The organism is Acidovorax bellezanensis, assembly GCF_025421555.1.
GTDB lineage: Bacteria > Pseudomonadota > Gammaproteobacteria > Burkholderiales > Burkholderiaceae_C > Comamonas > Comamonas bellezanensis.
Genome location: NZ_JAODYH010000003.1, coordinates 596,760 through 619,920 on the forward strand (window position 1 = coordinate 596,760; position 23,161 = coordinate 619,920).

The following is a 23,161-nucleotide window of genomic DNA, read 5'->3' on the forward strand; positions in this document are numbered from 1 at the left end:
CCGTAAGCCCTGGTCAGACAGATGCCGGCCGCGAAGCGGTCGCCGTCTGCCAGCGGACATTCTATGCACAGCCTCACCGCCACCTAGATGAAAAACCCGCCAGGCCGTTCGCGCAGTTCAGGGGAACGTTCTGCGCTCAGGCCTGTCTATACCCAGCATGCAACTGCTTTTTCCAGGCATATGCCGCGCGCATTCTGCCGCGGCCGCCGAGGAATGCACAGCCTCCTACAATCCCCAACATGGCGCAAACCTTTGATATCTGTATTCGTGGGGCCGGCATCGTCGGCCGCACCCTGGCCCTGTTGCTGGCCCGTGAACGCCTGCGCGTCGCGCTGGTGGCAGCCCCGACTCCGCCCGCTGGCCACCATGACGTGCGGGCCTACGCCCTGAACGCGGCCTCGCGCCAACTGCTCGAATCCCTGCGCAGCTGGCCCGATGCCCAGCACGCCACGGCCGTGCGACAAATGCAGGTGCATGGCGACCTCGACGGCAGCGTGTATTTCGATGCCTCGGCCCAGCAAGTGGATGCACTGGCCTGGATTGTCGACGTGCCGGCGCTCGAAGCCCGCCTGGGTGAAGCCGTGCGCTACCAGCCGCTGGTGGAAGTGGTCGATGCGCCCGTGGACGCGCCGCTCACCGCCGTCTGCGAAGGCCGCGCCAGCCGCACGCGCGCCGAGTTCGGCGTGGAGTTTTCCATCACGCCTTACGGCCAGCATGCGATTGCCACCCGGCTGCGCTGCGAAAAGCCCCATGGCGAAGCCGCGCGCCAATGGCTGTCGCCCGAAGGCATTCTGGCCCTGCTGCCGCTGGACGGCCCCGAGGGCCACACCGTGGCCGTGGTCTGGTCCGTGGCCCAGGAAAACGCCAGCACCTGGATGAATACCAGCCCCGAAGCCTTTACCCAGCGCCTCGAAGACATCAGCCAGGGCACCTTGGGCCGGCTGGAACTGGCCAGCGAGCGCCTGTCCTGGCCGCTGCAGCAGGCCATGGCCGACCGCTGGTGCGGCACCCTCCCGGGCACCACGGCGCGCAGCTGGGCGCTGGTCGGCGACGCCGCCCACAACGTCCATCCCCTGGCCGGCCAGGGACTGAATCTGGGCCTGGGCGATGCGCAGGCCCTGGCGCGCGTGCTCCAGCAACGCGACGCCTGGCGCAGCACGGGCGACCGCCGGCTGCTGCGCAGCTACGAACGTGAACGCAAGGCCGCGCTGGCCCCGATGGGCCTGGCCATGGACGGGCTGCAGCAGCTCTTTACCCGCCGTGAAGCGCCTTTGCAGGCCTTGCGCAACTGGGGCATGAAAGGCTTCGAGCACAGCGGCCCGCTCAAGGACTGGATGGCCCGCCAGGCCATGGGACTGGACACTTGAATACGCCAGACGCGCCTGTGCCGCACCGCGGCCAGACACCTCAACGACAACGGAACCCTCTTGCCATGAAATTGTTTTTCCCTTTGCTGGCTGCAGCACTCTTCTCCTTCGGCGTGTCGGCCCAGGCACAAGATGCCAGCCTGCGCAAGAACCTGTCCGAACGCATTCCCCAGCTCGCCAAGATCGATGAAGTGCGGCCCACGCCCATGGCCGGCCTGTTTGAAGTGCGCATCGGCACCGACCTGTTCTACACCGATGCCAAGGGCAACTACCTGATCCAGGGCGAGCTCATCGACACCAAGGCCAGGCGCAACCTGACCGAAGACCGCATCAACCAGCTGACCTCGGTGGACTTCTCCGCCCTGCCGCTCAAGGACGCCATCACCATCGTGCACGGCAACGGCGCGCGCAAGATGGCCGTGTTCGAAGACCCGAACTGCGGCTATTGCAAGCGCTTCGAGCGCGACATGCAAAACGTCGACAACGTCACGGTCTACCTGTTCCTCTACCCCATCCTGAGCCCCGACTCGACCGAGAAATCGCGCAACATCTGGTGCGCCAAGGACAAGGCCCTGGCCTGGCATGACCTCATGCTGCGCGACAAGGCCGTGCCGCCCGCGAGCTGCGACACCGCCGCGCTGCAGCGCAACCTGGCGTTCGGGCGCAAGTACAAGATCACCGGCACGCCGACCCTGATCTTTGCCAACAACACCCGCGTTCCCGGCGCCATCAGCGCCGCCGACGTGGAAAAGCACCTCGCCACCGCCCGCTGACCCTGCGCGCGCCCAGCCCTGGGCGCGCACTCCTTTTCCCCGGCCTCTGGGCACGGCATTGCACGCGTCCAGGCCTCTTGCCTTGAGCGCCCATGCCTGCTTCCACCGTTTTTGACTCCCTGCCCGCCGACGCGGCCCACGTGCACTACCGCGTCAGCGCGCTGGACTTGCACGCCCATTTGTTCGAGATCGAGCTCAGCGTGCAAGCGCCGGCAGCGCAGCAGCAGCTCGCGCTGCCGGTCTGGATTCCGGGCAGCTATCTGGTGCGCGAATTCGCCAAGAACCTGCAAGGCCTGCAGGCCACGCAGGCCGGCCAGTCCGTAGGCCTGCGCCAGCTCGACAAGCACCGCTGGGAAGTCGACTGCACGGCCGGCCAGCCGCTGGCCCTGCGCTACCAGGTCTGCGCCTACGACAACTCGGTGCGCACGGCCTGGCTGGACGCGCAGCGCGGCTTCTTCAACGGCACCAGCCTGTGCCTGCGCGTGCTGGGCCAGGAAGACGCGCCCCACAGCCTGGAAGTCGCCGCCACGGCAGCCACCGCCGACTGGTCCATCGCCACCGGGCTGGAGCCGGTCCATGTCAACGACCAGGGTTTCGGCCTGTACCGCGCCGCCGATTACGACGAACTGGTCGACTGCCCGGTCGAGATGGGGCGCTTCTGGAGCGGCTTCTTCGACGCCGGCGGCGTGCGCCACCAGTTCGTCGTGGCCGGGGCGACTGAATCCTTCGACCACGCCCGGCTGCTGGAAGACAGCCGCAAGATCTGCGAAGCCGCCATCGGCTTCTGGCACGGCCACGACGCCAGCCTCCCGCCCCATGGCCGCTATGTATTCATGCTCAACGCGGTCCACGACAACTACGGCGGCCTGGAACACCGCAACTCCACGGCGCTGATCTGCGGCCGCCGCGATCTGCCCCGCCTGGGCGACAGCAAGACCAGCGACGGCTACACCACCTTGCTGGGCCTGATCAGCCATGAGTACTTCCACACCTGGAACGTCAAGCGCCTGCGGCCCGCGGCCTTTGCGCGCTACGACTACGACCAGGAAAACTACACCGAGCTGCTGTGGTTCTTCGAAGGCTTCACCAGCTACTACGACGACTTGCTGCTGCTGCGCGCCGGCCTGATCGACGAGGCCAGATACCTCAAGCTCATCACCAAGACCATCAACCAGGTGCTGCAGACGCCGGGCCGCGCCGTGCAAAGCGTGGCCCAGTCCAGCTTCGATGCCTGGGTCAAGTACTACCGCCAGGACGAGAACACCGCCAACAGCACCGTCAGCTACTACACCAAGGGCGCGCTGGTGGCCCTGAGCCTGGACCTGGCCCTGCGCCGCGACAGCGCGGCTTCGCTGGACGCCGTGATGCGCGCGCTGTGGCAGCGCTGCGCCGCCGGCCCCATGACCGAGGAGGATGTGCTGGCCGTGCTGCATACGCTTTCGGGCCGCAGCTTTGCCACGGAGCTGGCCCAGTGGGTGCACGGCACGCAGGACCTGCCGCTGGCCGAGCTGCTGGCCGCCCACGGCGTGCGCCTGCAGGCCGAGCCGCCCCAGCCCGCGCAGCGCCTGGGCCTGCGCGTGCAGGAGAACCACAGCGTGCAGATCAAGTCCGTGCTGCGCGGCGGCCTGGCCGAGCGCGCGGGCCTGATGGCCGGCGACGAATGGCTGGGCATTGAACTGGCCAGCGGCGCCGCCTGGCGCCTGACCAAGCTCGACGACCTGGCCTTGTACGCCGGCCAGGCCGAGCAGCTCACGGCCCTGATCGCACGCGACCAGCAGTTGCTGCGCCTGCCGCTGGCCCTGAAAACACCCGACACCGACGCCCCGGCCAATATCGGCCTGGCCATCACCGACGCCGCCGCCGCGCGGCGCTGGCTGGACAGCGCGACGGCCGAAGCCACGGCGGCACCGGCTGCCGCGGCCAACGCCGCGTCAGCTTCGGTATAGTTCCACAGGCATCTACAACAACGACCGGAGATATCCCCTTGGCCTACGAAACGCTGGAAGTTCGCACCGAAGCAGACAAAGTCGGTGTCATCACCCTCAACCGCCCCAAGCAACTCAATGCCTTGAACGAACAGCTCATGACCGAGCTGGGCACGGTGTTGAAAGCCTTCGACGCGGACGAGAAGATCGGCTGCATCATCATCACCGGCAGCGAAAAATCCTTTGCCGCGGGCGCGGACATCGGTGCCATGGCGAACTACAGCTTTGTGGACGCCTACAAGGGCGACTACATCACGCGCAACTGGGAAACCATTCGCAGCATCCGCAAACCCGTGATCGCGGCCGTGGCCGGCTTCGCGCTGGGCGGCGGCTGTGAGCTGGCCATGATGTGCGACTTCATCATTGCCGCCGACAACGCCCGCTTCGGCCAGCCCGAAATCAAGCTGGGCGTGATCCCCGGCGCCGGCGGCACCCAGCGCCTGCCGCGCGCCGTCGGCAAGGCCAAGGCCATGGACATGGCCCTCACCGGCCGCATGATGGACGCCACCGAAGCCGAACGCTCCGGTCTGGTCAGCCGCGTCGTGCCCCTGGACAAGCTCATGGACGAAACCCTGGGCGCGGCCTTGATGATCAGCGACTTCTCGCAGATCGCCGTGATGGCCGCCAAGGAATCGGTCAACCGCGCTTTCGAAAGCAGTCTCAGCGACGGCGTGATGTTCGAGCGCCGGCTGTTCCACGCGCTGTTCGCCACCCAGGACCAGAAGGAAGGCATGGATGCGTTCGTGAACAAGCGCCGCGCCAACTTCACGCACCAGTGAAGCAGAAGATTTTTTGCAAGAAATTCCTTGAACAGTGTGAAGCCGCGATTTTTTGCATATAATAGCTGGCTTCGGTCGTATAGCTCAGTTGGTTAGAGCGCAGCATTCATAATGCTGATGTCGCAGGTTCGAGTCCCGCTACGACCACCAAACAGGAAACCGCAGTGCTTGTAAAAGCACTGCGGTTTTTTCTTTGTCGCAGCGAAATTTTCAAGCGCCGCTTAGGCTTGCGGACAAAAATTCCCACCTTGGCTGCCGAGGCAATTTCTTCCTATACAATATCTGGCTATCGGTCGTGTAGCTCAGTCGGTTAGAGCGCAGCATTCATAATGCTGATGTCGCAGGTTCGAGTCCCGCCACGACCACCAAATTCAAGCCCCAAGCGCGCAAGCTCTTGGGGCTTTTGCTTTTTCCGCGCCCGCTTTCGCTGACAACCTGCGCCAGCCAGGGCCCGGCCCCCACCCACCTTTCCCGCTGGCCTGCATCTGCAGGCCCCCCCTGGCTGCGCCGATTGACCCAAATAATCGATGAATTGATCGATTTATTGCGATTTACAGATAGGTATTGCCGGTCCAAACTCGTTCGCATTGCACGTATTGCAGCTTTGAACGCCATGAACCAATCCCACGCTTTTTCCGCCCCGGCCCATTTCTTCCGTCCCAGCCAATCACGGGCCGTCGTCGTCGGTGGCGGCACCATGGGCGCCGATGTCGCCGTCGTCCTGGCCCGCGCGGGCTGCCAGACCACGGTGGTGGAAACTTCCGGCGCGCGCCACGACGCCCTGCGCCAGCAGGTTGAAAAAGGCCTGCGCCAGCTGAACGCCGCAGAACAGTCGCGCCACCTGGTCATCGCCAGCAGCCTGGAAGCCGTGGATTGGACGCACGTCGACGTGGTCATCGAATGCATTCCCGAGCGCCTGGACTGGAAGCAGGCGCTGTTTGCGCAACTGGCCCAGTGCGCGCGCGCCGACGCCCTGCTGTGCAGCAACAGCTCGAGCTTTCCGATTTCCGCCATCGCCCAGGGGCTGCCCAGCCAGGAACGCATGGTGGGCCTGCACTTCTTCATGCCCGCCCACCTGACGCCGCTGGTCGAAGTCGTCTCGGGCGCCGGCACCGCGCAGGAAGCGGCGGACAACCTCTACAGCTTCATGCGCCAATGCGGCATGGTGCCGGTGCGGGTCAAAAAGGATTTGCCCGGTTTTCTGGCCAACCGGCTGCAGCATGCGTTGGCACGCGAAGCTTTCGCCCTGATCGATGCCGGCATCGCCACGCCCGAGGATGTGGATGCGGCCGTGCGCTTTGGCTTCGGCTTCCGCTTCCTGGCCGCCGGCCCGGTGCTGCAACGGGACCATGCCGGCCTGGAAGTCCACTGCGCGGCAGGCGCCACCATGTACCCATCCCTGGCCGCCAACAAGGAGCCGGCGCAATGCCTGTCCGATCTGGTGGCCCAAGGCAAGTTCGGCATGAAGAGCGGCGAAGGTTTCTTCCAGTGGACGCCAGAGTCCATGGCCAGCGAAAAGACGCGCTACCAGAACATGCTGCTGGCCGGCTTGACGCTGCTGGCGTCCGAGCTGCCCCCCGTGCAAGACGCTGCCCTCTCCTGAAAACCGGACGCCTTATGCCCATGGATACCCCCCTGATCGTGACCGTGGCCCCCAATGGGGCCTACAAATTGCCCGCCCAGCACCCGGCCCTGCCGATCACGGCCGACACGCTGGCCGACACCGCCAAGGCCTGCCTGGATGCGGGCGCCGCCATGCTGCACATGCATGTGCGCCACCCGGACGGCCGCCACCTGCTCGACGCACACGCCTACCAGCAAGCCACCGCAGCCGTGCGCCGCGCCGTGGGCCGGCAGCTGGTGGTGCAGATCACGACCGAAGCGGCCCAGGTCTACCAACCACCGCACCAGATGGCCGTGGTGCGCGAAGCGCGCCCCGAAGCCGTGTCGGTGGGTCTGCGCGAATTGCTGCAGCCCGGCGTGTCCGAGCAGGAGCTGCACGGCTTTTTCCAATGGCTGGTGGACAACGATGTGATGACCCAGGTCATCCTCTACGACACGGTGGACGTCGCGCATTGGCAGCGGCTGCGCGCCAGCGGCGTGATTCCCGAGGCCCCATGGTTTGTGCTGTTTGTCCTGGGACGCTACTCCGCCGGACAGACTTCCAGCCCCAATGATCTGCTGCCTTTCCTGGCCGCCGATGACGGCGCCTACCCCTGGGCCATGTGTGCTTTCGGCCCCCAGGAAAACGCCTGCGCCATCGCCGCGGCCGCGCTGGGCGGCCATGTGCGGGTGGGCTTCGAAAACAACCTGTATCTCAAGGACGGCCAGGTGGCCGCTGACAACGCGGCCCTGGTCCACCAGGTGGCACAAGGCGCGCAGGTGCTAGGACAGCGCCTGGCCAGCGCCGACGACATCCGCGCACGCTTCCTCTGAGTCGCGCAGCGCTGCAGGAATGGCATGCCCATGCGCGCGCAAGTAGGCATTGCGCGAGGGCAGCAAGTGCTGGCGACACAGCTGCACCAACTGCTGCCGCTCGCCCGCCTCCACGGCCTGGATCATGGCGTGGTGCTCGGCGCGCGAACGCTCTCTTTGCTCCGCCGTGGACAGTGCGCCAAAACGGATGGCATGGGTGCGCCGCGCGTATTCGCCAATCGCCTGGACCAGCACCGCGCTACCGCACAGGCCAAAGAACGCTTCATGAAACGCCTTGTTGCTGTGAAAAACGCTGCGCACGTCCTCGGCCTGCACCGCCTTGTCGTGCTCCTTCTGCAGGGATCGCAGCAGCTGCACGGCTTTCCGGCCCGCGGGCAAGGGCATGCGCCGGGCCGCTGCCGCTTCCAGCAGGATGCGCAGTTCGTAGAGTTCCACGACTTCCTGGGCGCTGAAATGGCGCACCAGGGCGCCGACATTGCGCTTGCGCTCCACCAGACCCATGCGCTCCAGCAGGGCCAGGGCGTCGCGCACGGCATGGCGTTTCGCCGCAAAGCGCTCCATCAATTCGTCTTCCACCAGCCGCTGGCAGGGGTGCAAGCCCCCCAGGACGATGTCTTCTTCCAGCACATGGGCAATATGCTCGGCGACCGCCGCCACAGGGGCGGTCGCACCAGCCTTCTTGTCAGGCATCACTATTCAACTCCGTGGCACGCTGCCCTTGTTTTCAACGGCAGCCAGAAAATCAAAGTCCGCCCCCTTGTCCGCCTGGGTCACGGTTTTCAGAAACAGGTGCTGGTAGCCGCGCGCGGCCGTGGGCGCTTGCACGGGTCGGGCTTCGCGGCGTGCCTGCAGCTCCTGCGGGGACACCAACCATTCGATGCTGCGCTCGCGCACCGACAGGCGGATCCGGTCACCGTTCTGCACCCAGGCCAGCGGGCCGCCCACGGCGGCTTCGGGCGTGACATGCAGCACGATGGTGCCAAAGGCCGTGCCGCTCATGCGGCCGTCGGAAATGCGCACCATGTCCTTGACGCCTTGCGCCGCCAGTTTCTTCGGAATGGGAAGATAACCGGCTTCGGGCATGGCCGCGCCTTTGGGGCCAATGTTTTTGAGCACCAGGATGTCGTCGGCCTGCACATCCAGGTCGGGCGCATCGATGCGGTCGGCCAGATCCTGGGCGTTCTCGAACACCACGGCCCGGCCTTCGTGTTCCATCAAGCGCTGGTCCGCCGCCGATTGCTTGATGATGGCGCCTTCAGGGGCCAGGTTGCCGTACAGCACGGCGATGCCGCCCTGCGGAAAAATCGGGTTGTCGCGGCTGCGCACCACATGCTGCGCAAAGCCCGGACCGGCCGCTTCCAATTCTTCGCCCAGGGTGCGCCCGGTGACCGTGAGTGCGTCCAGGTGCAGCAAGGGCTTGAGTTCGCGCAACAAGGTGGCCATGCCGCCCGCGGCGTGGAAATCTTCCATGTAGTGGTCGCCCGAAGGCTTGAGGTCCAGCAGCACCGGCGTGTCGCGGCTCATGGCATCCAGTGCTTTCAGATCCAGCGTGTAGCCCAGGCGACCGGCAATGGCCGCCAGGTGCACGATGGCATTGGTCGAGCCGCCCATGGCCAGCAGCACCCGCACCGCGTTCTCGAAAGCTTCGGGCGTCAGGATCTTGTCTATGGTCAGACCGGTGCGGGCCATTTGCACCGCCACCGTGCCGGTGCGCTCGGCCACGCGGATGCGGTCCGCGGTCACGGCCGGCGGCGACGCGCCGCCGGGCACGCTCATGCCCAGCGCCTCGGCAATGCAGGCCATGGTGCTGGCCGTACCGGCAACCGAGCAGGTGCCCACGCTGGCCACCAGCTGGGTGTTCACGTCCGCGACTTCCTCGGCGCCGATCTCGTCGGCCCGGAATTTCCCCCAGTAGCGGCGGCAATCGGTGCAGGCACCCACGCGCTCGCCGCGGTGCGAGCCGGTCAGCATGGAGCCGGTCACCAGTTGCACCGCGGGCAGGCCGGCCGACGCCGCACCCATGAGCTGGGCCGGCACGGTCTTGTCGCAGCCGCCGATCAGCACCACGGCATCCATGGGCTGGGCCCTGAGCATCTCCTCGGTGTCCATGGACATGAGGTTGCGCAAATACATGCTGGTGGGCTGGGAAAAGCTTTCGTGCAGGGAGATGGTCGGAAAGTCCATGGGCAGGCCGCCGGCCATCAGCACGCCGCGCTTCACGGCTTCAAGCAGCCGGGGCATGTTGCCGTGGCAGGGGTTGTAGGCACTGCCGGTGCTGGCGATGCCGATCACGGGCCGCTCCAGGGCCTGGTCGGTGTAGCCCGCGCCCTTGATGAAGGCTTTGCGCAAGAACAGGGAAAAGCCCCGATCGCCGTAATTGGTCAGGCCTTTGGAGATGCCGCTGTGTGCGGCTTCGGGGTTGATGGCGTGGGCGTCCGGTTGCGAGCGTTCGGGGTTAACCATGATCAGTCCTTCAGATTATTAATAATATTATCAACATAAGAAGAGCTTCAACGGCCATTGATTTGCAAGAACTCAGTAAAAACCACTAGGAGACAAGCATGAAAAAAACCACAACTTCCCCATCACGCACACGCCGCACCAGCCTGGGCCTGGCCTTGGCGGCTGCCGGCATCGCCCTGGCCCCGGTCTGGGCACAGGCCCAGACGGCCTACCCCAACAAGCCGGTCAAGCTGGTCGTGCCCTATGCGCCCGGCGGCGCCACCGACGTCATCGGCCGGGTCCTGGCCAAGCACCTGTCGGACGCCCTGGGCCAGCAGTTTGTCGTCGACAACCGCGCCGGCGCGGGCGGCAGCCTGGGCGCCGGACAGGTCGCCAAATCGCCCGCTGACGGCTACACCCTGCTGCTGGGCGCATTCACCAGCCACACCATCAGCGCTGCGCTGATGCCCAAGGTCGTGCCTTTCGACATCGGCAAGAGCTTTGCCCACATCTCCATCGTCGGCACCGTGCCCCTGGTGTTCGTGGTCAACCCCAACGTGCCGGCACGGGATCTCAAGGAATTGATCGCCCTGGCCAAAAGCCAGCCGGGCAAATTGAGCTTTGCTTCGGCGGGCAACGGTTCGCCCCAGCATCTGGCCACCGAGATGTTCCAACGGCAAGCCCAGGTCGAAGTCATGCACGTGCCCTACAAGGGCAGCGGCCCGGCCATCTCCGATCTGCTCGGCGGGCAGGTGACGGCCATGATCGATACCGTGCCGGCCGCCCAGGCGCAGATCAAGGCGGGCAAATTGCGCGCCCTGGCAACGACCACGGCCCAACGTGTGCCGTCGCTGCCTGACACGCCCACCGCGGCCGAAGCCGGACTGCCCGACTTCCAGGTGAGCTCCATGTTCGGCCTGGCAGCACCGGCCGGCACGCCGCCAGAGGTCATCAAGAAGCTCAACACCGCGCTGAAGGAAATTCTGCTCAAGCCGGAAGTCAGGGAATCGATGCTGGCCCAAGGTGCGATCGCCACCTATACCTCGCCCGCCAATGCCTCCAAGGCTGTCGCCCAGGAGTACAGCAAGTGGGCCAAGGTGATCCAGGAAGGCAACATCCAGGTCGAATGATGCGCTGAGAGGCTGCCGCTCGGCGGCGATCGGCCTCCTATACTCGGGCCGGTGGAACCCAACCTTTCAACCAAAGACCTCCGGGCCTTTCTGGCCTTGAGCCAGACGCGCAATTTCGGCCAGACCGCGCTGCAGCTCCACACTTCGCAGTCGGCCCTGTCGGCGCTGATTGCCCGGCTGGAAGAACAGCTGGGCGCACGGCTGTTCGACCGCACCACCCGCTCGGTGTCCCTGACGGACACCGGCCAGGCGTTTGCCGTCCATGCGGCCTCCTTGCTGCGCCAGACACAGGAGGCCGTCCAGGCCATCCAGGACACCATGGCGCTGCGCCAGGGCAAGGTCTCGGTGGCCGCCCTGCCCTCCCTGGCCGCGTCGCTGGTGCCCGCGCTGCTGGCCCGATTCCATGCCGCGCACCCGCAGGTCCGGCTGGCCCTCATCGACACCTTGTCCGCCCATGCTTTTGCCCTGGTGCGCGATGGCAAGGTCGACTTCGCCCTCACCGCCGCCGACCCCCAGCAGGAAGACCTGGTCTACGAGCCTTTGACCCAGGACCACTTTGTGCTGCTGTGCGCGCCCGACCATCCTTTGGCGCGGGAGAGCGGCCCCATCGCGCTGGAAGCCACCCTGGGCTACCCGCATATTTCCATGTCGCCCACGGCCAGCGTGCGCCAATACGTCGACCAGGCCCTGGGGCGCCAGGATCTGCGCTTTTGCCCGGCTTTCGAGGTGGACCACATTGCCACCATCGGCGCCTTGCTGTCGGCCGGGCTAGGCGTGGGCGTTCTGCCGGAAATCGCCTACCAGCTGATTGCCCACCGGGGCCTGGCCATGCGGCCTCTGAGCGCGCCCGGCATACAGCGGCCGCTGGGCCTGGTGCGCCGCAAATCCCCGCAGTTGAGCCCCGCGGCGCAGGCCTTCCGGACCCTGCTGGTCGAGCACTTTGGCGCGCCGGCAAGCCATGGCACTGTTTAAATAGCCGCCCGTTTCACTGTGCGCGATCCAGCCAGGGCCGCAGCCACCCCAGCCCCGCGCTCGTGGCCTGAGCCGCCGCGCCACGTGCCGGCCGGTACTCGCAGCCTATCCAGCCGCCATAGCCCAGTTGGTCGATCAGCGTGAACAGATAGGGGTAGTGGATTTCGCCCATGTCGGGCTCGTGCCGCCCGGGCACGCCGGCGATCTGCATATGCCCGACCCGGCCGCCGTCCAGGTACTGGCGCAGCTTCATGGCCAGGTCGCCTTCGCTGATCTGGCAGTGGTAGAGGTCCATCTGCACCTGGACATTGGCCGCGCCGATGGCATCGAGCAGCGCATGGGCCTGGTCCTGGCGCTGCAGGAAATAGCCGGGCATGTCGCGGCCGTTGATGGGCTCGATCTGCAGCTGTATGCCCAGCGGCGCGGCCAGCGCGGCGGCCGCGCGCAGGTTGGCGACATAGGTGGCGTGGGCGTTCGCTGGTGACACTTGTGCCGGTACGCGACCGGCCATCACATGGATGCGCGGACAGTCGAGCTGCTGCGCGTAATGCAGCGCGCGCTCCATGCCGGCATGAAACTCCGCTTCGCGCCCCGGAATGCAGGCCAGTCCGCGTTCGCCCGCGTCCCAATCGCCGGGGGGCGCGTTGAACAGCACCTGCTGCAGGCCGTGCTGGCGCAGCAGCGCGGCCAGTTGTTCGGGCGCATGCTCGTAAGGAAACAGGAATTCGACGGCATCGAAACCATCGGCGGCGGCCGCAGCAAAGCGCTCGAGAAAATCGACTTCGCAGTACAGCATGGACAGGTTGGCGGCAAAGCGGGGCATGGCTCTTTCTCGGCGTTGCGAAACAGGGACGAGCCGATTATGACGACCGCGCGCAGCGGGCATACGCGCACTGGCGCACCCGATTTTTCCTTTGCCGCTACAATGCGACCAGCTCTTCAGCGAGCGCTCTTGCGCGCTCCGCGTCACGTCCAAAGCCCTGCAAATTGCCCATTTGCCGGGCTTTCGCTTTTATCAGAAGCCCTCGTATCCGCGACCGGCCTGAATCCCCCGTTTTTTGCCTCCCCCATGCCCCCGGGCGCAGCCGCGCCTGGAGACTGCTGCCCTGCAGCGGGCGCAGCTGCGGCCCCTTGGTGGCGCAGCGCGCCGGGGCCTTTTGTTTGACCAAGGAATCGACGTGTCCTCCATCCCTCACATCCCAGGCGCCGCAGCCGCGACTGCTGCGCCCGACGAGATCAATGGCTACAGCTGGAAAGCCCTGATGGGCTCGGCCGTGGGCTATGCCATGGACGGCTTTGACCTGCTGATCCTGGGCTTCATGCTGTCGGCGATTTCCGCCGACCTGAACCTCACGCCCGGCCAGGCCGGCTCGCTGGTGACCTGGACGCTGATCGGCGCCGTCATCGGCGGCTTCTTCTTCGGCGCCATGAGCGACCGCTACGGCCGCATCCGCGTGCTGACCTGGACCATCGTGCTGTTCGCGGTCTTCACCGGCCTGTGCGCGTTCGCGCAGGGCTACTGGGATCTGCTGGTCTACCGCACGATTGCCGGCATCGGCCTGGGCGGCGAGTTCGGCATCGGCATGGCCCTGGCCGCCGAAGCCTGGCCCGCGCGCCACCGCGCACGCGTGTCCTCGTATGTGGCCTTGGGCTGGCAGGTCGGCGTGCTGGCCGCGGCCCTGCTGACGCCGCTGCTGCTGCCCATGATCGGCTGGCGCGGCATGTTCCTGGTGGGCGTGATTCCGGCCCTGGTCGCCTGGGTGATCCGCAACAAGCTGCACGAGCCCGAAGTGTTCGTGCGCAAGCAGAAGGTGAAGGCGCCGCGCTTTCATGCGCTCAAGCTGTTGATGCGCGACAAGGCCACGACGCGCGTCAGCATCGGCATGATCGTGCTGACCTCGGTGCAGAACTTCGGCTACTACGGCATCATGATCTGGATGCCCAGCTTCCTGTCCAAACAGCTGGGCTTCAACCTCACCAAGTCCTCGCTGTGGACCGCCGTGACGGTGCTGGGCATGATGGCCGGCATCTGGGTCTTCGGCCAGCTCGCCGACCGCATAGGCCGCAAGCCCAGCTTCATCCTCTTCCAAGTAGGCGCGGTGGTCATGCTGCTGACCTATTCGCAGCTGAGCGACCCCACGGCCATGCTCTGGGCCGGCGCGCTGCTGGGCCTGTTCGTCAACGGCATGATGGGCGGCTACGGCGCGGTGATGAGCGAGGCCTATCCCACCGAAGCCCGCGCCACCGCGCAGAACGTACTGTTCAACATCGGCCGCGCCATCGGCGGCCTGGGCCCCATCGTGGTCGGCGCCGTGGCCATGGCCTACTCCTTCCAGGTGGCGATTGCGCTGCTCGCAGCCATCTACATCCTGGACATGATCGCCACCGCCTGGCTGATTCCCGAGCTCAAGGGCAAGGAACTCGAATAAGTCGCGAGGCTTGAAACTGGCGCGCCCCAACAAGGGGGCACCGAGCAAGGGCCGCCCCGCAGCGATGGTGCCGTCCCCCTCCACCGAAGGTTGAGAGGGGGAAGCCGCGAAGCGGCTCAGGGGGTGCTTTCAATGCACCACAGCCAGCGCCAGCGCCGATTCGGGCAGGCTCAGCTGCACCTGAGAGCGCACGCGCAGCCCGCTGGCCGCCGCGGCAAAACCCACCATGTGCACGCCGGCGTCGAGCTGCGCCGCGATCTCGTCGCCGGCCTCGCCACGGGCCACGCGCGTCACGCGCGCGGGCCAGCAGTTCTCGCCCTGGATGGCGCCGGGCCGCTGCACCTGCACCGCCGTGGCCTTGGCCAGCGCCAGCACCGGCAGTCCCGGCACCAATCCCAGCAGTTCAGCGCTTTCACGCGTGATGCGAGAAGCCAGGCGCAGCGTCTGGGCCGAAGCGTCGGCGCCGCGCAGCAGTACCCGCACCAGCGGCCCCTGGACCTGCAGCGCCTCGACCACGCAAGGCCATTGATTGCGCATGCTGGTGCGCAGCGCGAGCCGGGCCGCGGCCGGGGCCTGGCCGCTGAGGCGGGCCAGCACTTCGGCGCGCGCAGCGTCCATGGCCTGGGCCGCATCGAGCAGCGCCTGGCCGGCGGGCGTGAGCATGGCACCGCCACCGCCCGTGCCGCCGACCACACGCTCGACCAGCGGCACGCCGGCCAGATTGGTCAAGGTATCCAGCGCCTGCCAGGCGGCCTTGTAGCTCACGCCCACGGCACGCGCGGCCTGCGAAATGGAGCCGCCGGCGCCGATCTGGCGCAGGATGGCGATACGTTTGTCGGCCGGGCCATGGTCCAGCGCGGCGGCCACGGACAAAGAGGAAGACGGGTCTTGCATGCCGCCATCATGCCTTGGACGGAGCATGGCCCGACGCAAAATTCGCCAGACAGCGGCCTGCGCGTTACACTTCGTTATTCATCAAAGGAATAGCGATCCCATGACTACCTTGCACATTGCCCGTCCCGTTCTGCGTCTCGCTGTATTGGCTGGCGCCTGCCTTGCCGCATGGCTGCCGGCCCAGGCGGGGGAAGTCGCCGTGGCCGTGGCCTCGAACTTCACGGCGCCCATGAAGCAGATTGCCCAGGACTTCGCCAAGGACACCGGCCACACGGCCCAGCTGTCGTTCGGCGCCACGGGCAAGTTCTACGCGCAAATCATCAACGGCGGACCGTTCGAAGTGCTGCTCGCGGCCGATGACACCACGCCCGAGAAGCTGGTGGGCGAAGGCCAGGCCGTGGCCGCCTCGCGCTTCACCTACGCCATCGGCCAGTTGGTGCTGTGGAGCCCCCAGGTCGGCTATGTGGACGACAAGGGCGCCGTGCTCAAGACCGGTGACTTCAAGCACATTTCCATCGCCAACCCCAAGCTCGCGCCCTACGGCCTGGCGGCCATGCAGACGCTGGACAAGATGAACCTGATGGCCCGCGTGGTGCCGCGCATGGTCACGGGCGAGAACATCGCCCAGACCTACCAGTTCATCGCCAGCGGCAATGCCCAGCTCGGTTTCGTGGCGCTGTCCCAGGTGCTGGAAAACGGCAAGCTGCGCGCCGGCTCGGCCTGGCAGGTGCCGGCCAGCATGCACGACCCCATCCGCCAGGATGCGGTGGTGCTCAACAAGGGCAAGGACAATGCCGCGGCCGCGGCCTTGATGCAATACCTCAAGGGCGACAAGGCGCGGGCCGTGATGACCTCCTTCGGCTACAGTTTCTAAGCCTCCCGTCACCCCCAGGGCCTGGCTGCACTCCCTGCACCCAGGCCCGTTCCACGTTTCTGCCCTGCCCATGCCGCTTTCTTCCGAAGACCTGGCCGCCATCGTCCTGACGCTGGAGCTGGCCGCCACGACCACCGTGCTGCTGATGCTGCTGGGCACGCCGCTGGCCTGGTGGCTGGCCCATACCCATTCGCGCTGGCGCGGCGCCGTGGGCGCGCTGGTGGCGCTGCCGCTGGTGCTGCCGCCCACGGTGATCGGTTTCTACCTGCTGATCACCATGGGCCCGCACGGCGCCGTGGGCCAGTTCGTGCGCTGGCTGGGCCTGCCCCAGCTGCCGTTCAGCTTTCCCGGCCTGGTGATCGGCTCGCTGGTCTACTCCCTGCCCTTTACCGTGCAGCCGCTGCAGCGCGCGTTCGAGAACCTGGGGCGCCGGCCCATGGAAGCCGCGGCCACGCTGGGCGCGGGCCCGCTGGACCGCTTCCTCACCGTGGCCCTGCCGCTGGCGCGCCCGGGCTTCATCACCGCTGCCGTGCTGACCTTTGCCCACACCGTGGGTGAGTTCGGCGTGGTGCTGATGCTGGGCGGCAATATTCCCGGCGTGACGCGCGTGGTCTCGGTGCAGATTTACGACCATGTCGAAGCCATGGAGTACACCCAGGCCCACTGGTTGGCCGGCGGCATGGTGATCTTTTCCTTCCTGGTGCTGATGGCACTGAACCTGCTGCAGCCCAAGGAGCGCCACGCATGAACTCCAGCCCTTCCGCCGAACCGCGCATCCTGGCCCAGCTGCGATGGCAGCGCCAGGCCTTTACCCTGGATGTGGACCTGGACCTGCCGGGCCGCGGCGTGACCGCGCTGTTCGGGCCTTCGGGCTGCGGCAAGACCAGTTGCCTGCGTGCCATCGCCGGGCTGGAGCGGGCCCAGGGCCGGGTCGCCGTCAACGGCCAGCTCTGGCAGGACGACTCCCACGGCCACTGGCTGCCCACCCACCGCCGCACGCTGGGCTATGTATTCCAGGAAGCCAGCCTGTTCAGCCACCTCACGGTGCAGGCCAACATCGCCTATGGCGCCAAGCGCCAGGACGCCCAGCGCGTGGCCATTCCCCAGGCCGTGGAACTGCTGGGCATAGGCCCGCTGATGCAGCGCATGCCGTCGGGCCTGTCGGGCGGCGAGCGCCAGCGCGTGGCCATCGCGCGCGCGCTGGCATCCAGCCCCCAGTTGCTGCTGATGGACGAGCCCCTGGCGGCTCTGGATGCGCAGCGCAAGGCCGAAGTCCTGCCTTATCTGGACCGGCTGCAGCGCGCGCTGGACCTGCCCATTCTCTACGTCAGCCATGCGCTGGACGAAGTCGCCCAACTGGCCGACCATCTGGTGCTGCTGCAGGACGGCCGGGTGCGCGCCGAAGGGCCCACCGACATCCTGCTGTCGCGCCTGGACCTGCCGCTGAGCCATGGCGAGGCAGCGGCGGCCGTGGTCTCGGGCACCGTGGCCAGCCATGACGCGGACGACCACCTGAGCACGGTGCTGTTCTCCGGCGGACAGCTGCAGCTGGTCACGACCCGGCCCCGCCCCGTGGGCACCGACGTGCGGCTGCGCGTGCCGGCCAGCGGCGTGAGCCTGGCGCTGGCCGCGCCTGCCGACAGCAGCATTCTCAACAGCCTGCCCGCGCGCGTGATCGGCCTGCGCGAAGACGGCCCGGGCCTGGTCATGGTGGCGCTGCAGGCCGGCGAGACACCGCTGCTGGCACGCATTACCCAGCGCTCGGCACGCCACCTGGACCTGGTCCCGGGCAGCGAAGTCTTCGCCCAGGTCAAAGGCGTGGCGCTGCTCGATTGACCCTCTGGCGCGCGTCTGCGAAAGTCCGCCATGCTGCGCAGCTCCTTGGTGCAGGGAGCGAAGCGCAGGCCCTGGCGATCTTTATTGAAAATTCACGCCAGGCCGCGCACACTTCAGGCACTACATCCGCAGGGGTCCTATGCTTGTTCTCTACTTTCGCAGTGGCACCCTATGAATTTTCAAGCCCGTCTAACCCTCGCCACCGCGCTCCTGGCAGCCCTTCCCCTGCTGGCCCAGGCACAGCTCAGCAGCAACATCAGTCTGACCAGCAACTACAAAGTCCGGGGGCAGGACCAGGACAGCAGCAAGACCCGGGCGCTCAAACCCGCCCTCCAAGGGGGCTTTGACTACAACTTCGGCAACACCGGTTTCTACCTCAGCAACTGGAACTCCAGCGTGGACTGGCTGTCCCACAACTCCCTGGAAATCGATCTGTCGGGCGGCTACCAATTCAAGGCCGGCGGCGTCGATCTGGACATGGGAGCCATCACCTATCTCTACCCCGGCAACAGCGCTGGCCACACCACGGAGGTCTATGGCGCGGCCAGCTACGGCCCCTTCCGCGCCAAGTACTCCCACACCCTGTCCAGGGACTATTTCGACTTTGCCGGCGCCACATCGGGCTCCGGCCGGACGGGCCGCAACACGGGCTATCTGAACATCGGCTTCGCACGGAAAGTGGCGCCCAGCGTCTCCGTGGAGGCATCGCTGGGCTTCACCCGCTTCAGCAGCGACATCAGGAACGCGGGAACGCCCAACTTCATGGACTACAGCGTGGGCGGCGTCTATCACTTGGCTCACGGCCTGTCGCTGAGCGCGGCCCTGGTGGGCGCCAACAAGCAGGCGTTCTTCGGCCCGGTCAACAAATCCCGCATCGTCGTCACGCTCACCAGGAATCAGTAAACCCCACGGACGCCGCCAGCTTCGCGCTGCACAGGGCTGCCGCGCCAACGCCTGGCAGCAGGGATAAGGGCTGCGCCACCCACGCGACCGATAATGCCCCCATGTCTTGCGCCGCCACCCCCACCGCCCTGCCCCACATCGATGCCCTGAGCCAGCACGCGGTCGCGCTGCACCGCCTGACCGGGGATAACCCCGCCGTGCAGGTGCAAGCGCAGGAACGCACGCTGGCCAGCGAAGTACCCATCGCCCTGGTCTTCAACGGCATCTCGCATGCGGTGATGCTGGCCACGCCCCAGGACCTCGAAGACTTTGCCCTGGGCTTTGCGCTCAGCGAAGGCCTGATCGACAGCGCGGCCGACTGCTTTGGCATGGAAGTGGCGCCGGTCGCGGCCAGTGCCGCGGGCCTGCCCGCAGGCATGGACGGCATGGAAGTGCAGATCGAGATCTCCTCGCGCTGCTTTGCGCGCCTCAAGGACCACCGGCGCAGCATGAGCGGGCGCACCGGCTGCGGCGTCTGCGGCGTCGAGAGCTTTGCGGCGCTGGATCTGTCGTTCGCGCCCCTGCCCGCGCGCGACTGGGTCGGCGCCATCGGACTGCCGCAGGTGCTGCGCGCGATGGATGCGCTGCGCGACAAGCAACTGCTCAATGCCGAAGCCGGTGCGATCCACGCGGCCGGCTGGGCGCTGGCCGACGGCGCGCTGCAGGATGTGGTCGAAGACGTAGGCCGACACAATGCGCTGGACAAGCTGCTGGGCCGGCTGGCGCGCACCGGCCGGCTGGGCGAGCCCGGTTTTGTCGTGCTGTCCAGCCGCGGCAGCCATGAGCTGGTGCGCAAATGCGCCAAGCTGGGCATAGGCGCGCTCGCGACGATTTCCGCGCCCACGGCCATGGGCGTGCGCATGGCCGAACTCACGGGCCTGCGCTTCTGGGGCTTGTGCCGCGCGCCCAGCGCCGTGCTCTACGCGCCCGGCGTGGCGACGCCCGGCGTGGCGCCGCCCGACGTAGCGACGCCCGACGTGTAGACGCCCCGCTGCGGCGAAGGCCCCATGCGGGCATGCTGGGTCATCCATAGACGGCAATTTTTAACAAATTGCTATGGAACATTTTGACAAAATAGTGTTTCTCAATCTAACGAGCTTTGCATGCCATCGCCGGCGCGCAGGGCTGGATGGAGCAAGGAACTGCGCCCACACCGGCCGGATCTCTTAGATTGAAACCCATTGAGCAGCATCAAAATGGCCACCTACCGCAACGCAGACCAACCCGGCGCAATGGAATACCGCTCATATTCATCGGTGGAATATGCAAGCATCACGGCTTCCGGCCATGTCGCCGGAACCTATGAAGCAGCTGCCAACATATCGGCACTCATCGCCAGCAGCACGGCAAGAGGCGCGCTATCAGGTGCAATTTCCGGCATATTCGCAAACCTGCATGCAAATGCCAATTTTTATAGCGTCCTATACCACACAGTCCCTGGCGCAATCAAAGGCATGCACTCCGGAATTTTCAAAGCCATTCTTCCATCCGTTTTCGGAAAAGAATTCAGCGACGAGTTCAAGCTAGGGAACATGGTTGAATCCGTATTCACCAACGAATTCCCAACAGTCGCACTGAGGGCGGACAACAAGATCGTCGAACATGTACTGTTCTCTCCAACAGTAGACAAGGCCGTACATCTTCTTTACCAGATCAAATATTATTTGAACCCGGAAATTCGTCTTGCGCCGCCAGCCTCCGCCGACCAAGCAGACGAATCAAGTTCGAATAACCATACGCCATCTGATTATCAAGAGAAAAACTGCGGCCACATCTGCACCATCACAAGATTCAGCATTTTTGGTGCAATGTCGATGTATGGCGCAAAAATGATCAATGCACTGCCCCAGGAATCCCTATTCAAAATATTACCTTCATACATGGTTCGCGGGGCATTTGATCACATATACGACCTCACTATCAACAAGCTGATTTCCTCAAAAATCGACAAGGAATTGGACCTCCGTCTTTTTCCTGCACATGGGCCGGAAGACCATGAGCTTCTCAACCCACTGACAAAAGCTGGCGCCAATCCGAATGCCGTCGACACACATGGCAACGCCCCTTTGGCTGGCGCGCACGTCGAGCTTCTCGGACAGTGCGACCACATGGGCACCGAGACAAGTCTCGTTTTTTGAAAAGCAACGCCCGAAAAATGGCGGGTTGACGGGCACGCCCGCAGGAAAATCCGCGACGCCATGGCACGGCGGGAGCGCGCATCCTGGCCAGACATGCCCCAGCGCGCCACTGTGCGGCTGGCAAGTCCGAAGAATCGCGGCCTCCGCCACTGGACCTGACCAAACATGCCCCAGCGCGCCACTGTGCGGCCGGCAAGTCCGTAGAATCGCGGCCTCAGCCACTGGATATACACCATGCACCGCTGCCTCCGTTTTTCCTCTTTCCGCACCCTGGCCGCTGCCTTGGCCCTGCTGACCGGCGCTGCCTGGCTGCCGGCCCAGGCGCAACCGACGGCCGCCGTCACCACAGCCGCCGCTGCCGGCACGCGCAATTTCCCGCCTGCCGCCCTGCGCGGCACGCTGGTGATAGGCAACATGCCCGACGTCCAGCTCAACGGCAAGCCCCTGCGCACCACGCCGGGCTTTCGGCTGTTCAGCGCCGACGGGCGGCTGCTCATGGGTCACACCCTGGCCGGCCAGAAGCTGCTGGTCAACTATGTGATCGAGCCCAGCACCCAATGGCTGCACACAGCCTGGGTGCTGACGCCAGAAGAAGCCGCGCTCAAGCGCCCCTGAATACCCCGGGCCGTGCGCCCGCACTGCCAGCTTGCTGCAGCCTCATGCAGCGGCACAACGCTTTCCGAGAATTCCACGATGTCCAAAAAAGTATTTATCAAGACCTTCGGCTGCCAGATGAACGAGTACGACTCGGACAAGATGGCCGACGTACTCAACGCCGCCCAAGGCTACGAGCCCACACAGGATGTGGATGAAGCCGATCTGATCCTGTTCAACACCTGCTCGGTGCGCGAAAAAGCCCAGGAAAAAGTCTTCAGCGACCTGGGTCGCATCAAGCACCTGAAGAAAAAAGGCGTGCTGATCGGCGTGGGCGGCTGCGTGGCCAGCCAGGAAGGCGCGGAAATCATCAAGCGCGCGCCTTACGTGGACGTGGTCTTCGGCCCCCAGACCCTGCACCGCCTGCCCGACCTGCTCAATGCCCGCGCCACCCTGGCCAAGCCCCAGGTCGACATCAGCTTTCCCGAAATCGAGAAGTTCGACCACCTGCCGCCAGCGCGCGTGGATGGCGCCTCGGCCTTCGTGTCCATCATGGAAGGCTGCTCCAAGTACTGCAGCTATTGCGTCGTGCCCTATACGCGCGGCGAGGAAGTCAGCCGCCCGTTTGACGATGTGCTGGTCGAAGTCGCGGGCCTGGCCGACCAGGGCGTGAAGGAAGTCACGCTGCTGGGCCAGAACGTCAACGCCTACCTGGGCAAGATGGGCGACACCCAGGAAATCGCCGACTTCGCGCTGCTGCTCGAATACGTGAGCGACATCCCCGGCATCGAACGCATCCGCTACACCACCAGCCACCCCAACGAGTTCACGCCGCGCCTGATCGAGGCCTATGCCAAGCTGCCCAAGCTGGTCAGCCACCTGCACCTGCCGGTGCAGCACGGCTCGGACCGGATTCTGATGGCCATGAAGCGCGGCTACACCGCTATGGAATACAAGAGCACCGTGCGCAAGCTGCGCGCGATCCGCCCGGATCTGGCCATGAGCAGCGACTTCATCGTCGGCTTCCCCGGCGAGACCGAGGAAGACTTCCAGAAGATGATGAAGCTCATCGATGACGTGCGCTTCGACAACTCCTTCAGCTTCATCTTCAGCCCCCGCCCCGGCACGCCCGCGGCCAACCTGCCCGACGACACGCCGCACGACGTCAAGCTGCGCCGCCTGCAGGAGCTGCAGGCCGTGATCAACCGCAACATCAAGGACATCAGCGAAGAGCGCGTGGGCACGGTGCAGCGCCTGCTGGTCGAAGGCCTGAGCAAGCGCGACGGCAGCGAACTCATGGGCCGCACGGAGTGCAACCGCGTGGTCAACTTCCCCGCGCACGGCCAGCAGGAACGCCTGGTCGGCCAGATGGTGGACGTGACGATCACCGAAGCCAAGGCCTATACGCTGCGCGGCGAAGTGCGCATCAAGGACTGAGCCAGGCAGGCTGGGCGTGGCACACCCTCCTTGACGGTGTGTGCCGGCCTGGGCATTGCCGCGCCCTGTCGAATGCAACAAAAAGTGACAACTGCTGGTTGAAGTAAAAATGCGCCGTTCAGCGGCTAGGATT

The 23,161-nt window shown here is 65.8% G+C and carries 21 protein-coding genes and 2 tRNA genes; 19 read left to right on the forward strand and 4 right to left on the reverse strand.

Annotated features, from left to right (window positions below):
* Window positions 1–239: 239 nt before the first annotated feature.
* The 8 genes from N0K08_RS06330 (at window position 240) to N0K08_RS06365 (ending at window position 7,340) form a co-directional block, all read left to right on the forward strand.
* A complete protein-coding gene (locus N0K08_RS06330) occupies window positions 240–1,367 on the forward strand; it encodes an FAD-dependent monooxygenase (RefSeq protein WP_261499238.1) in 1,128 nt (375 codons plus the stop codon).
* A 65-nt stretch (window positions 1,368–1,432) separates the two neighbouring features.
* A complete protein-coding gene (locus N0K08_RS06335; RefSeq protein ID WP_261499239.1) occupies window positions 1,433–2,140 on the forward strand; it encodes a DsbC family protein in 708 nt (235 codons plus the stop codon).
* A 92-nt stretch (window positions 2,141–2,232) separates the two neighbouring features.
* Window positions 2,233–4,086, forward strand: coding sequence for a M61 family metallopeptidase (locus tag N0K08_RS06340; protein WP_261499240.1), 1,854 nt, complete (start codon window positions 2,233–2,235; stop codon window positions 4,084–4,086).
* A 38-nt stretch (window positions 4,087–4,124) separates the two neighbouring features.
* Window positions 4,125–4,904, forward strand: a complete 780-nt coding sequence (locus N0K08_RS06345) for an enoyl-CoA hydratase (protein WP_261499241.1) — start codon at window positions 4,125–4,127, stop codon at window positions 4,902–4,904.
* Between the two features lie 73 nt (window positions 4,905–4,977).
* Window positions 4,978–5,054 (forward strand) — tRNA-Met (locus tag N0K08_RS06350).
* A gap of 141 nt (window positions 5,055–5,195) precedes the next feature.
* Window positions 5,196–5,272 (forward strand) — tRNA-Met (locus N0K08_RS06355).
* A gap of 245 nt (window positions 5,273–5,517) precedes the next feature.
* A complete protein-coding gene (locus N0K08_RS06360; protein ID WP_261499242.1) occupies window positions 5,518–6,507 on the forward strand; it encodes a 3-hydroxyacyl-CoA dehydrogenase family protein in 990 nt (329 codons plus the stop codon).
* A 20-nt stretch (window positions 6,508–6,527) separates the two neighbouring features.
* Complete coding sequence (locus tag N0K08_RS06365) at window positions 6,528–7,340, forward strand: BKACE family enzyme (RefSeq protein ID WP_261499243.1); 813 nt, start codon at window positions 6,528–6,530, stop codon at window positions 7,338–7,340.
* Here the strand turns inward: N0K08_RS06365 and N0K08_RS06370 are convergent.
* Both N0K08_RS06370 and N0K08_RS06375 read right to left on the reverse strand, forming a co-directional pair.
* Window positions 7,290–8,030 carry a GntR family transcriptional regulator gene (locus N0K08_RS06370; protein WP_261499244.1) on the reverse strand — a complete coding sequence of 247 codons (741 nt, stop codon included), beginning with the start codon at window positions 8,028–8,030 and terminating at the stop codon, window positions 7,290–7,292. The genes N0K08_RS06365 and N0K08_RS06370 overlap by 51 nt on opposite strands.
* 6 nt (window positions 8,031–8,036) lie before the next feature.
* Window positions 8,037–9,803, reverse strand: a complete 1,767-nt coding sequence (locus tag N0K08_RS06375; protein ID WP_261499245.1) for an IlvD/Edd family dehydratase — start codon at window positions 9,801–9,803, stop codon at window positions 8,037–8,039.
* A gap of 98 nt (window positions 9,804–9,901) precedes the next feature.
* On the opposite strand from N0K08_RS06375, the gene N0K08_RS06380 reads away from it, so the two are divergent.
* On the forward strand, window positions 9,902–10,912 hold the full coding sequence (locus N0K08_RS06380) for a tripartite tricarboxylate transporter substrate binding protein (protein ID WP_261499246.1): 1,011 nt from the start codon (window positions 9,902–9,904) through the stop codon (window positions 10,910–10,912).
* Between the two features lie 51 nt (window positions 10,913–10,963).
* Complete coding sequence (locus N0K08_RS06385; protein WP_261499247.1) at window positions 10,964–11,884, forward strand: LysR family transcriptional regulator; 921 nt, start codon at window positions 10,964–10,966, stop codon at window positions 11,882–11,884.
* Window positions 11,885–11,897: 13 nt separating this feature from the next.
* Here the strand turns inward: N0K08_RS06385 and otnI are convergent, their stop codons facing one another.
* Window positions 11,898–12,707, reverse strand: a complete 810-nt coding sequence (gene otnI, locus N0K08_RS06390; RefSeq protein ID WP_261499249.1) for a 2-oxo-tetronate isomerase — start codon at window positions 12,705–12,707, stop codon at window positions 11,898–11,900.
* 439 nt (window positions 12,708–13,146) lie between these two features.
* On the opposite strand from otnI, the gene N0K08_RS06395 reads away from it, so the two are divergent.
* Window positions 13,147–14,313 (forward strand): MFS transporter, encoded by a 1,167-nt coding sequence (locus tag N0K08_RS06395; RefSeq protein ID WP_261499665.1) that lies wholly within the window; start codon window positions 13,147–13,149, stop codon window positions 14,311–14,313.
* A gap of 129 nt (window positions 14,314–14,442) precedes the next feature.
* Here the strand turns inward: N0K08_RS06395 and N0K08_RS06400 are convergent, their stop codons facing one another.
* Window positions 14,443–15,207 carry a TOBE domain-containing protein gene (locus N0K08_RS06400; RefSeq protein ID WP_261499250.1) on the reverse strand — a complete coding sequence of 255 codons (765 nt, stop codon included), beginning with the start codon at window positions 15,205–15,207 and terminating at the stop codon, window positions 14,443–14,445.
* A 100-nt stretch (window positions 15,208–15,307) separates the two neighbouring features.
* Here N0K08_RS06400 and modA point away from each other — a divergent pair, with 100 nt between their 5' ends.
* The 8 genes from modA (at window position 15,308) to miaB (ending at window position 23,028) form a co-directional block, all read left to right on the forward strand.
* On the forward strand, window positions 15,308–16,081 hold the full coding sequence (gene modA, locus N0K08_RS06405) for a molybdate ABC transporter substrate-binding protein (protein ID WP_261499252.1): 774 nt from the start codon (window positions 15,308–15,310) through the stop codon (window positions 16,079–16,081).
* Window positions 16,082–16,151: 70 nt separating this feature from the next.
* Window positions 16,152–16,829 carry a molybdate ABC transporter permease subunit gene (gene modB / locus N0K08_RS06410; RefSeq protein WP_261499253.1) on the forward strand — a complete coding sequence of 226 codons (678 nt, stop codon included), beginning with the start codon at window positions 16,152–16,154 and terminating at the stop codon, window positions 16,827–16,829.
* Window positions 16,826–17,917 carry a molybdenum ABC transporter ATP-binding protein gene (gene modC, locus N0K08_RS06415; protein ID WP_261499255.1) on the forward strand — a complete coding sequence of 364 codons (1,092 nt, stop codon included), beginning with the start codon at window positions 16,826–16,828 and terminating at the stop codon, window positions 17,915–17,917. Before modB ends, modC begins: the two co-directional genes overlap by 4 nt.
* A gap of 171 nt (window positions 17,918–18,088) precedes the next feature.
* Window positions 18,089–18,820 carry a TorF family putative porin gene (locus N0K08_RS06420; protein WP_261499256.1) on the forward strand — a complete coding sequence of 244 codons (732 nt, stop codon included), beginning with the start codon at window positions 18,089–18,091 and terminating at the stop codon, window positions 18,818–18,820.
* 101 nt (window positions 18,821–18,921) lie between these two features.
* Window positions 18,922–19,842, forward strand: a complete 921-nt coding sequence (fdhD, locus tag N0K08_RS06425; protein WP_261499257.1) for a formate dehydrogenase accessory sulfurtransferase FdhD — start codon at window positions 18,922–18,924, stop codon at window positions 19,840–19,842.
* Between the two features lie 213 nt (window positions 19,843–20,055).
* Entirely contained in the window at window positions 20,056–20,997 is a 942-nt protein-coding gene (locus N0K08_RS06430; protein ID WP_261499258.1) for a hypothetical protein, read from the forward strand.
* Between the two features lie 234 nt (window positions 20,998–21,231).
* Entirely contained in the window at window positions 21,232–21,612 is a 381-nt protein-coding gene (locus N0K08_RS06435; RefSeq protein WP_261499259.1) for a hypothetical protein, read from the forward strand.
* Between the two features lie 78 nt (window positions 21,613–21,690).
* A complete protein-coding gene (miaB, locus tag N0K08_RS06440; RefSeq protein ID WP_261499260.1) occupies window positions 21,691–23,028 on the forward strand; it encodes a tRNA (N6-isopentenyl adenosine(37)-C2)-methylthiotransferase MiaB in 1,338 nt (445 codons plus the stop codon).
* The last annotated feature ends 133 nt before the right edge of the window (window positions 23,029–23,161 follow it).

Excerpts from the sequence above, each read along its gene's own strand:
- N0K08_RS06330 (WP_261499238.1), top strand. The coding sequence starts at position 240 with ATGGCGCAAACCTTTGATATCTGTATTCGTGGGGCCGGCATCGTCGGC.
- N0K08_RS06335 (WP_261499239.1), top strand. The coding sequence starts at position 1,433 with ATGAAATTGTTTTTCCCTTTGCTGGCTGCAGCACTCTTCTCCTTCGGC.
- N0K08_RS06340 (WP_261499240.1), top strand. The coding sequence starts at position 2,233 with ATGCCTGCTTCCACCGTTTTTGACTCCCTGCCCGCCGACGCGGCCCAC.
- N0K08_RS06360 (WP_261499242.1), top strand. The coding sequence starts at position 5,518 with ATGAACCAATCCCACGCTTTTTCCGCCCCGGCCCATTTCTTCCGTCCC.
- N0K08_RS06365 (WP_261499243.1), top strand. The coding sequence starts at position 6,528 with ATGGATACCCCCCTGATCGTGACCGTGGCCCCCAATGGGGCCTACAAA.
- N0K08_RS06370 (WP_261499244.1), bottom strand. The coding sequence starts at position 8,030 with ATGCCTGACAAGAAGGCTGGTGCGACCGCCCCTGTGGCGGCGGTCGCC.
- N0K08_RS06375 (WP_261499245.1), bottom strand. The coding sequence starts at position 9,803 with ATGGTTAACCCCGAACGCTCGCAACCGGACGCCCACGCCATCAACCCC.
- N0K08_RS06380 (WP_261499246.1), top strand. The coding sequence starts at position 9,902 with ATGAAAAAAACCACAACTTCCCCATCACGCACACGCCGCACCAGCCTG.
- otnI (WP_261499249.1), bottom strand. The coding sequence starts at position 12,707 with ATGCCCCGCTTTGCCGCCAACCTGTCCATGCTGTACTGCGAAGTCGAT.
- N0K08_RS06395 (WP_261499665.1), top strand. The coding sequence starts at position 13,147 with ATGGGCTCGGCCGTGGGCTATGCCATGGACGGCTTTGACCTGCTGATC.
- N0K08_RS06400 (WP_261499250.1), bottom strand. The coding sequence starts at position 15,207 with ATGCAAGACCCGTCTTCCTCTTTGTCCGTGGCCGCCGCGCTGGACCAT.
- modA (WP_261499252.1), top strand. The coding sequence starts at position 15,308 with ATGACTACCTTGCACATTGCCCGTCCCGTTCTGCGTCTCGCTGTATTG.
- modB (WP_261499253.1), top strand. The coding sequence starts at position 16,152 with ATGCCGCTTTCTTCCGAAGACCTGGCCGCCATCGTCCTGACGCTGGAG.
- modC (WP_261499255.1), top strand. The coding sequence starts at position 16,826 with ATGAACTCCAGCCCTTCCGCCGAACCGCGCATCCTGGCCCAGCTGCGA.
- N0K08_RS06420 (WP_261499256.1), top strand. The coding sequence starts at position 18,089 with ATGAATTTTCAAGCCCGTCTAACCCTCGCCACCGCGCTCCTGGCAGCC.
- fdhD (WP_261499257.1), top strand. The coding sequence starts at position 18,922 with ATGTCTTGCGCCGCCACCCCCACCGCCCTGCCCCACATCGATGCCCTG.
- N0K08_RS06430 (WP_261499258.1), top strand. The coding sequence starts at position 20,056 with ATGGCCACCTACCGCAACGCAGACCAACCCGGCGCAATGGAATACCGC.
- N0K08_RS06435 (WP_261499259.1), top strand. The coding sequence starts at position 21,232 with ATGCACCGCTGCCTCCGTTTTTCCTCTTTCCGCACCCTGGCCGCTGCC.
- miaB (WP_261499260.1), top strand. The coding sequence starts at position 21,691 with ATGTCCAAAAAAGTATTTATCAAGACCTTCGGCTGCCAGATGAACGAG.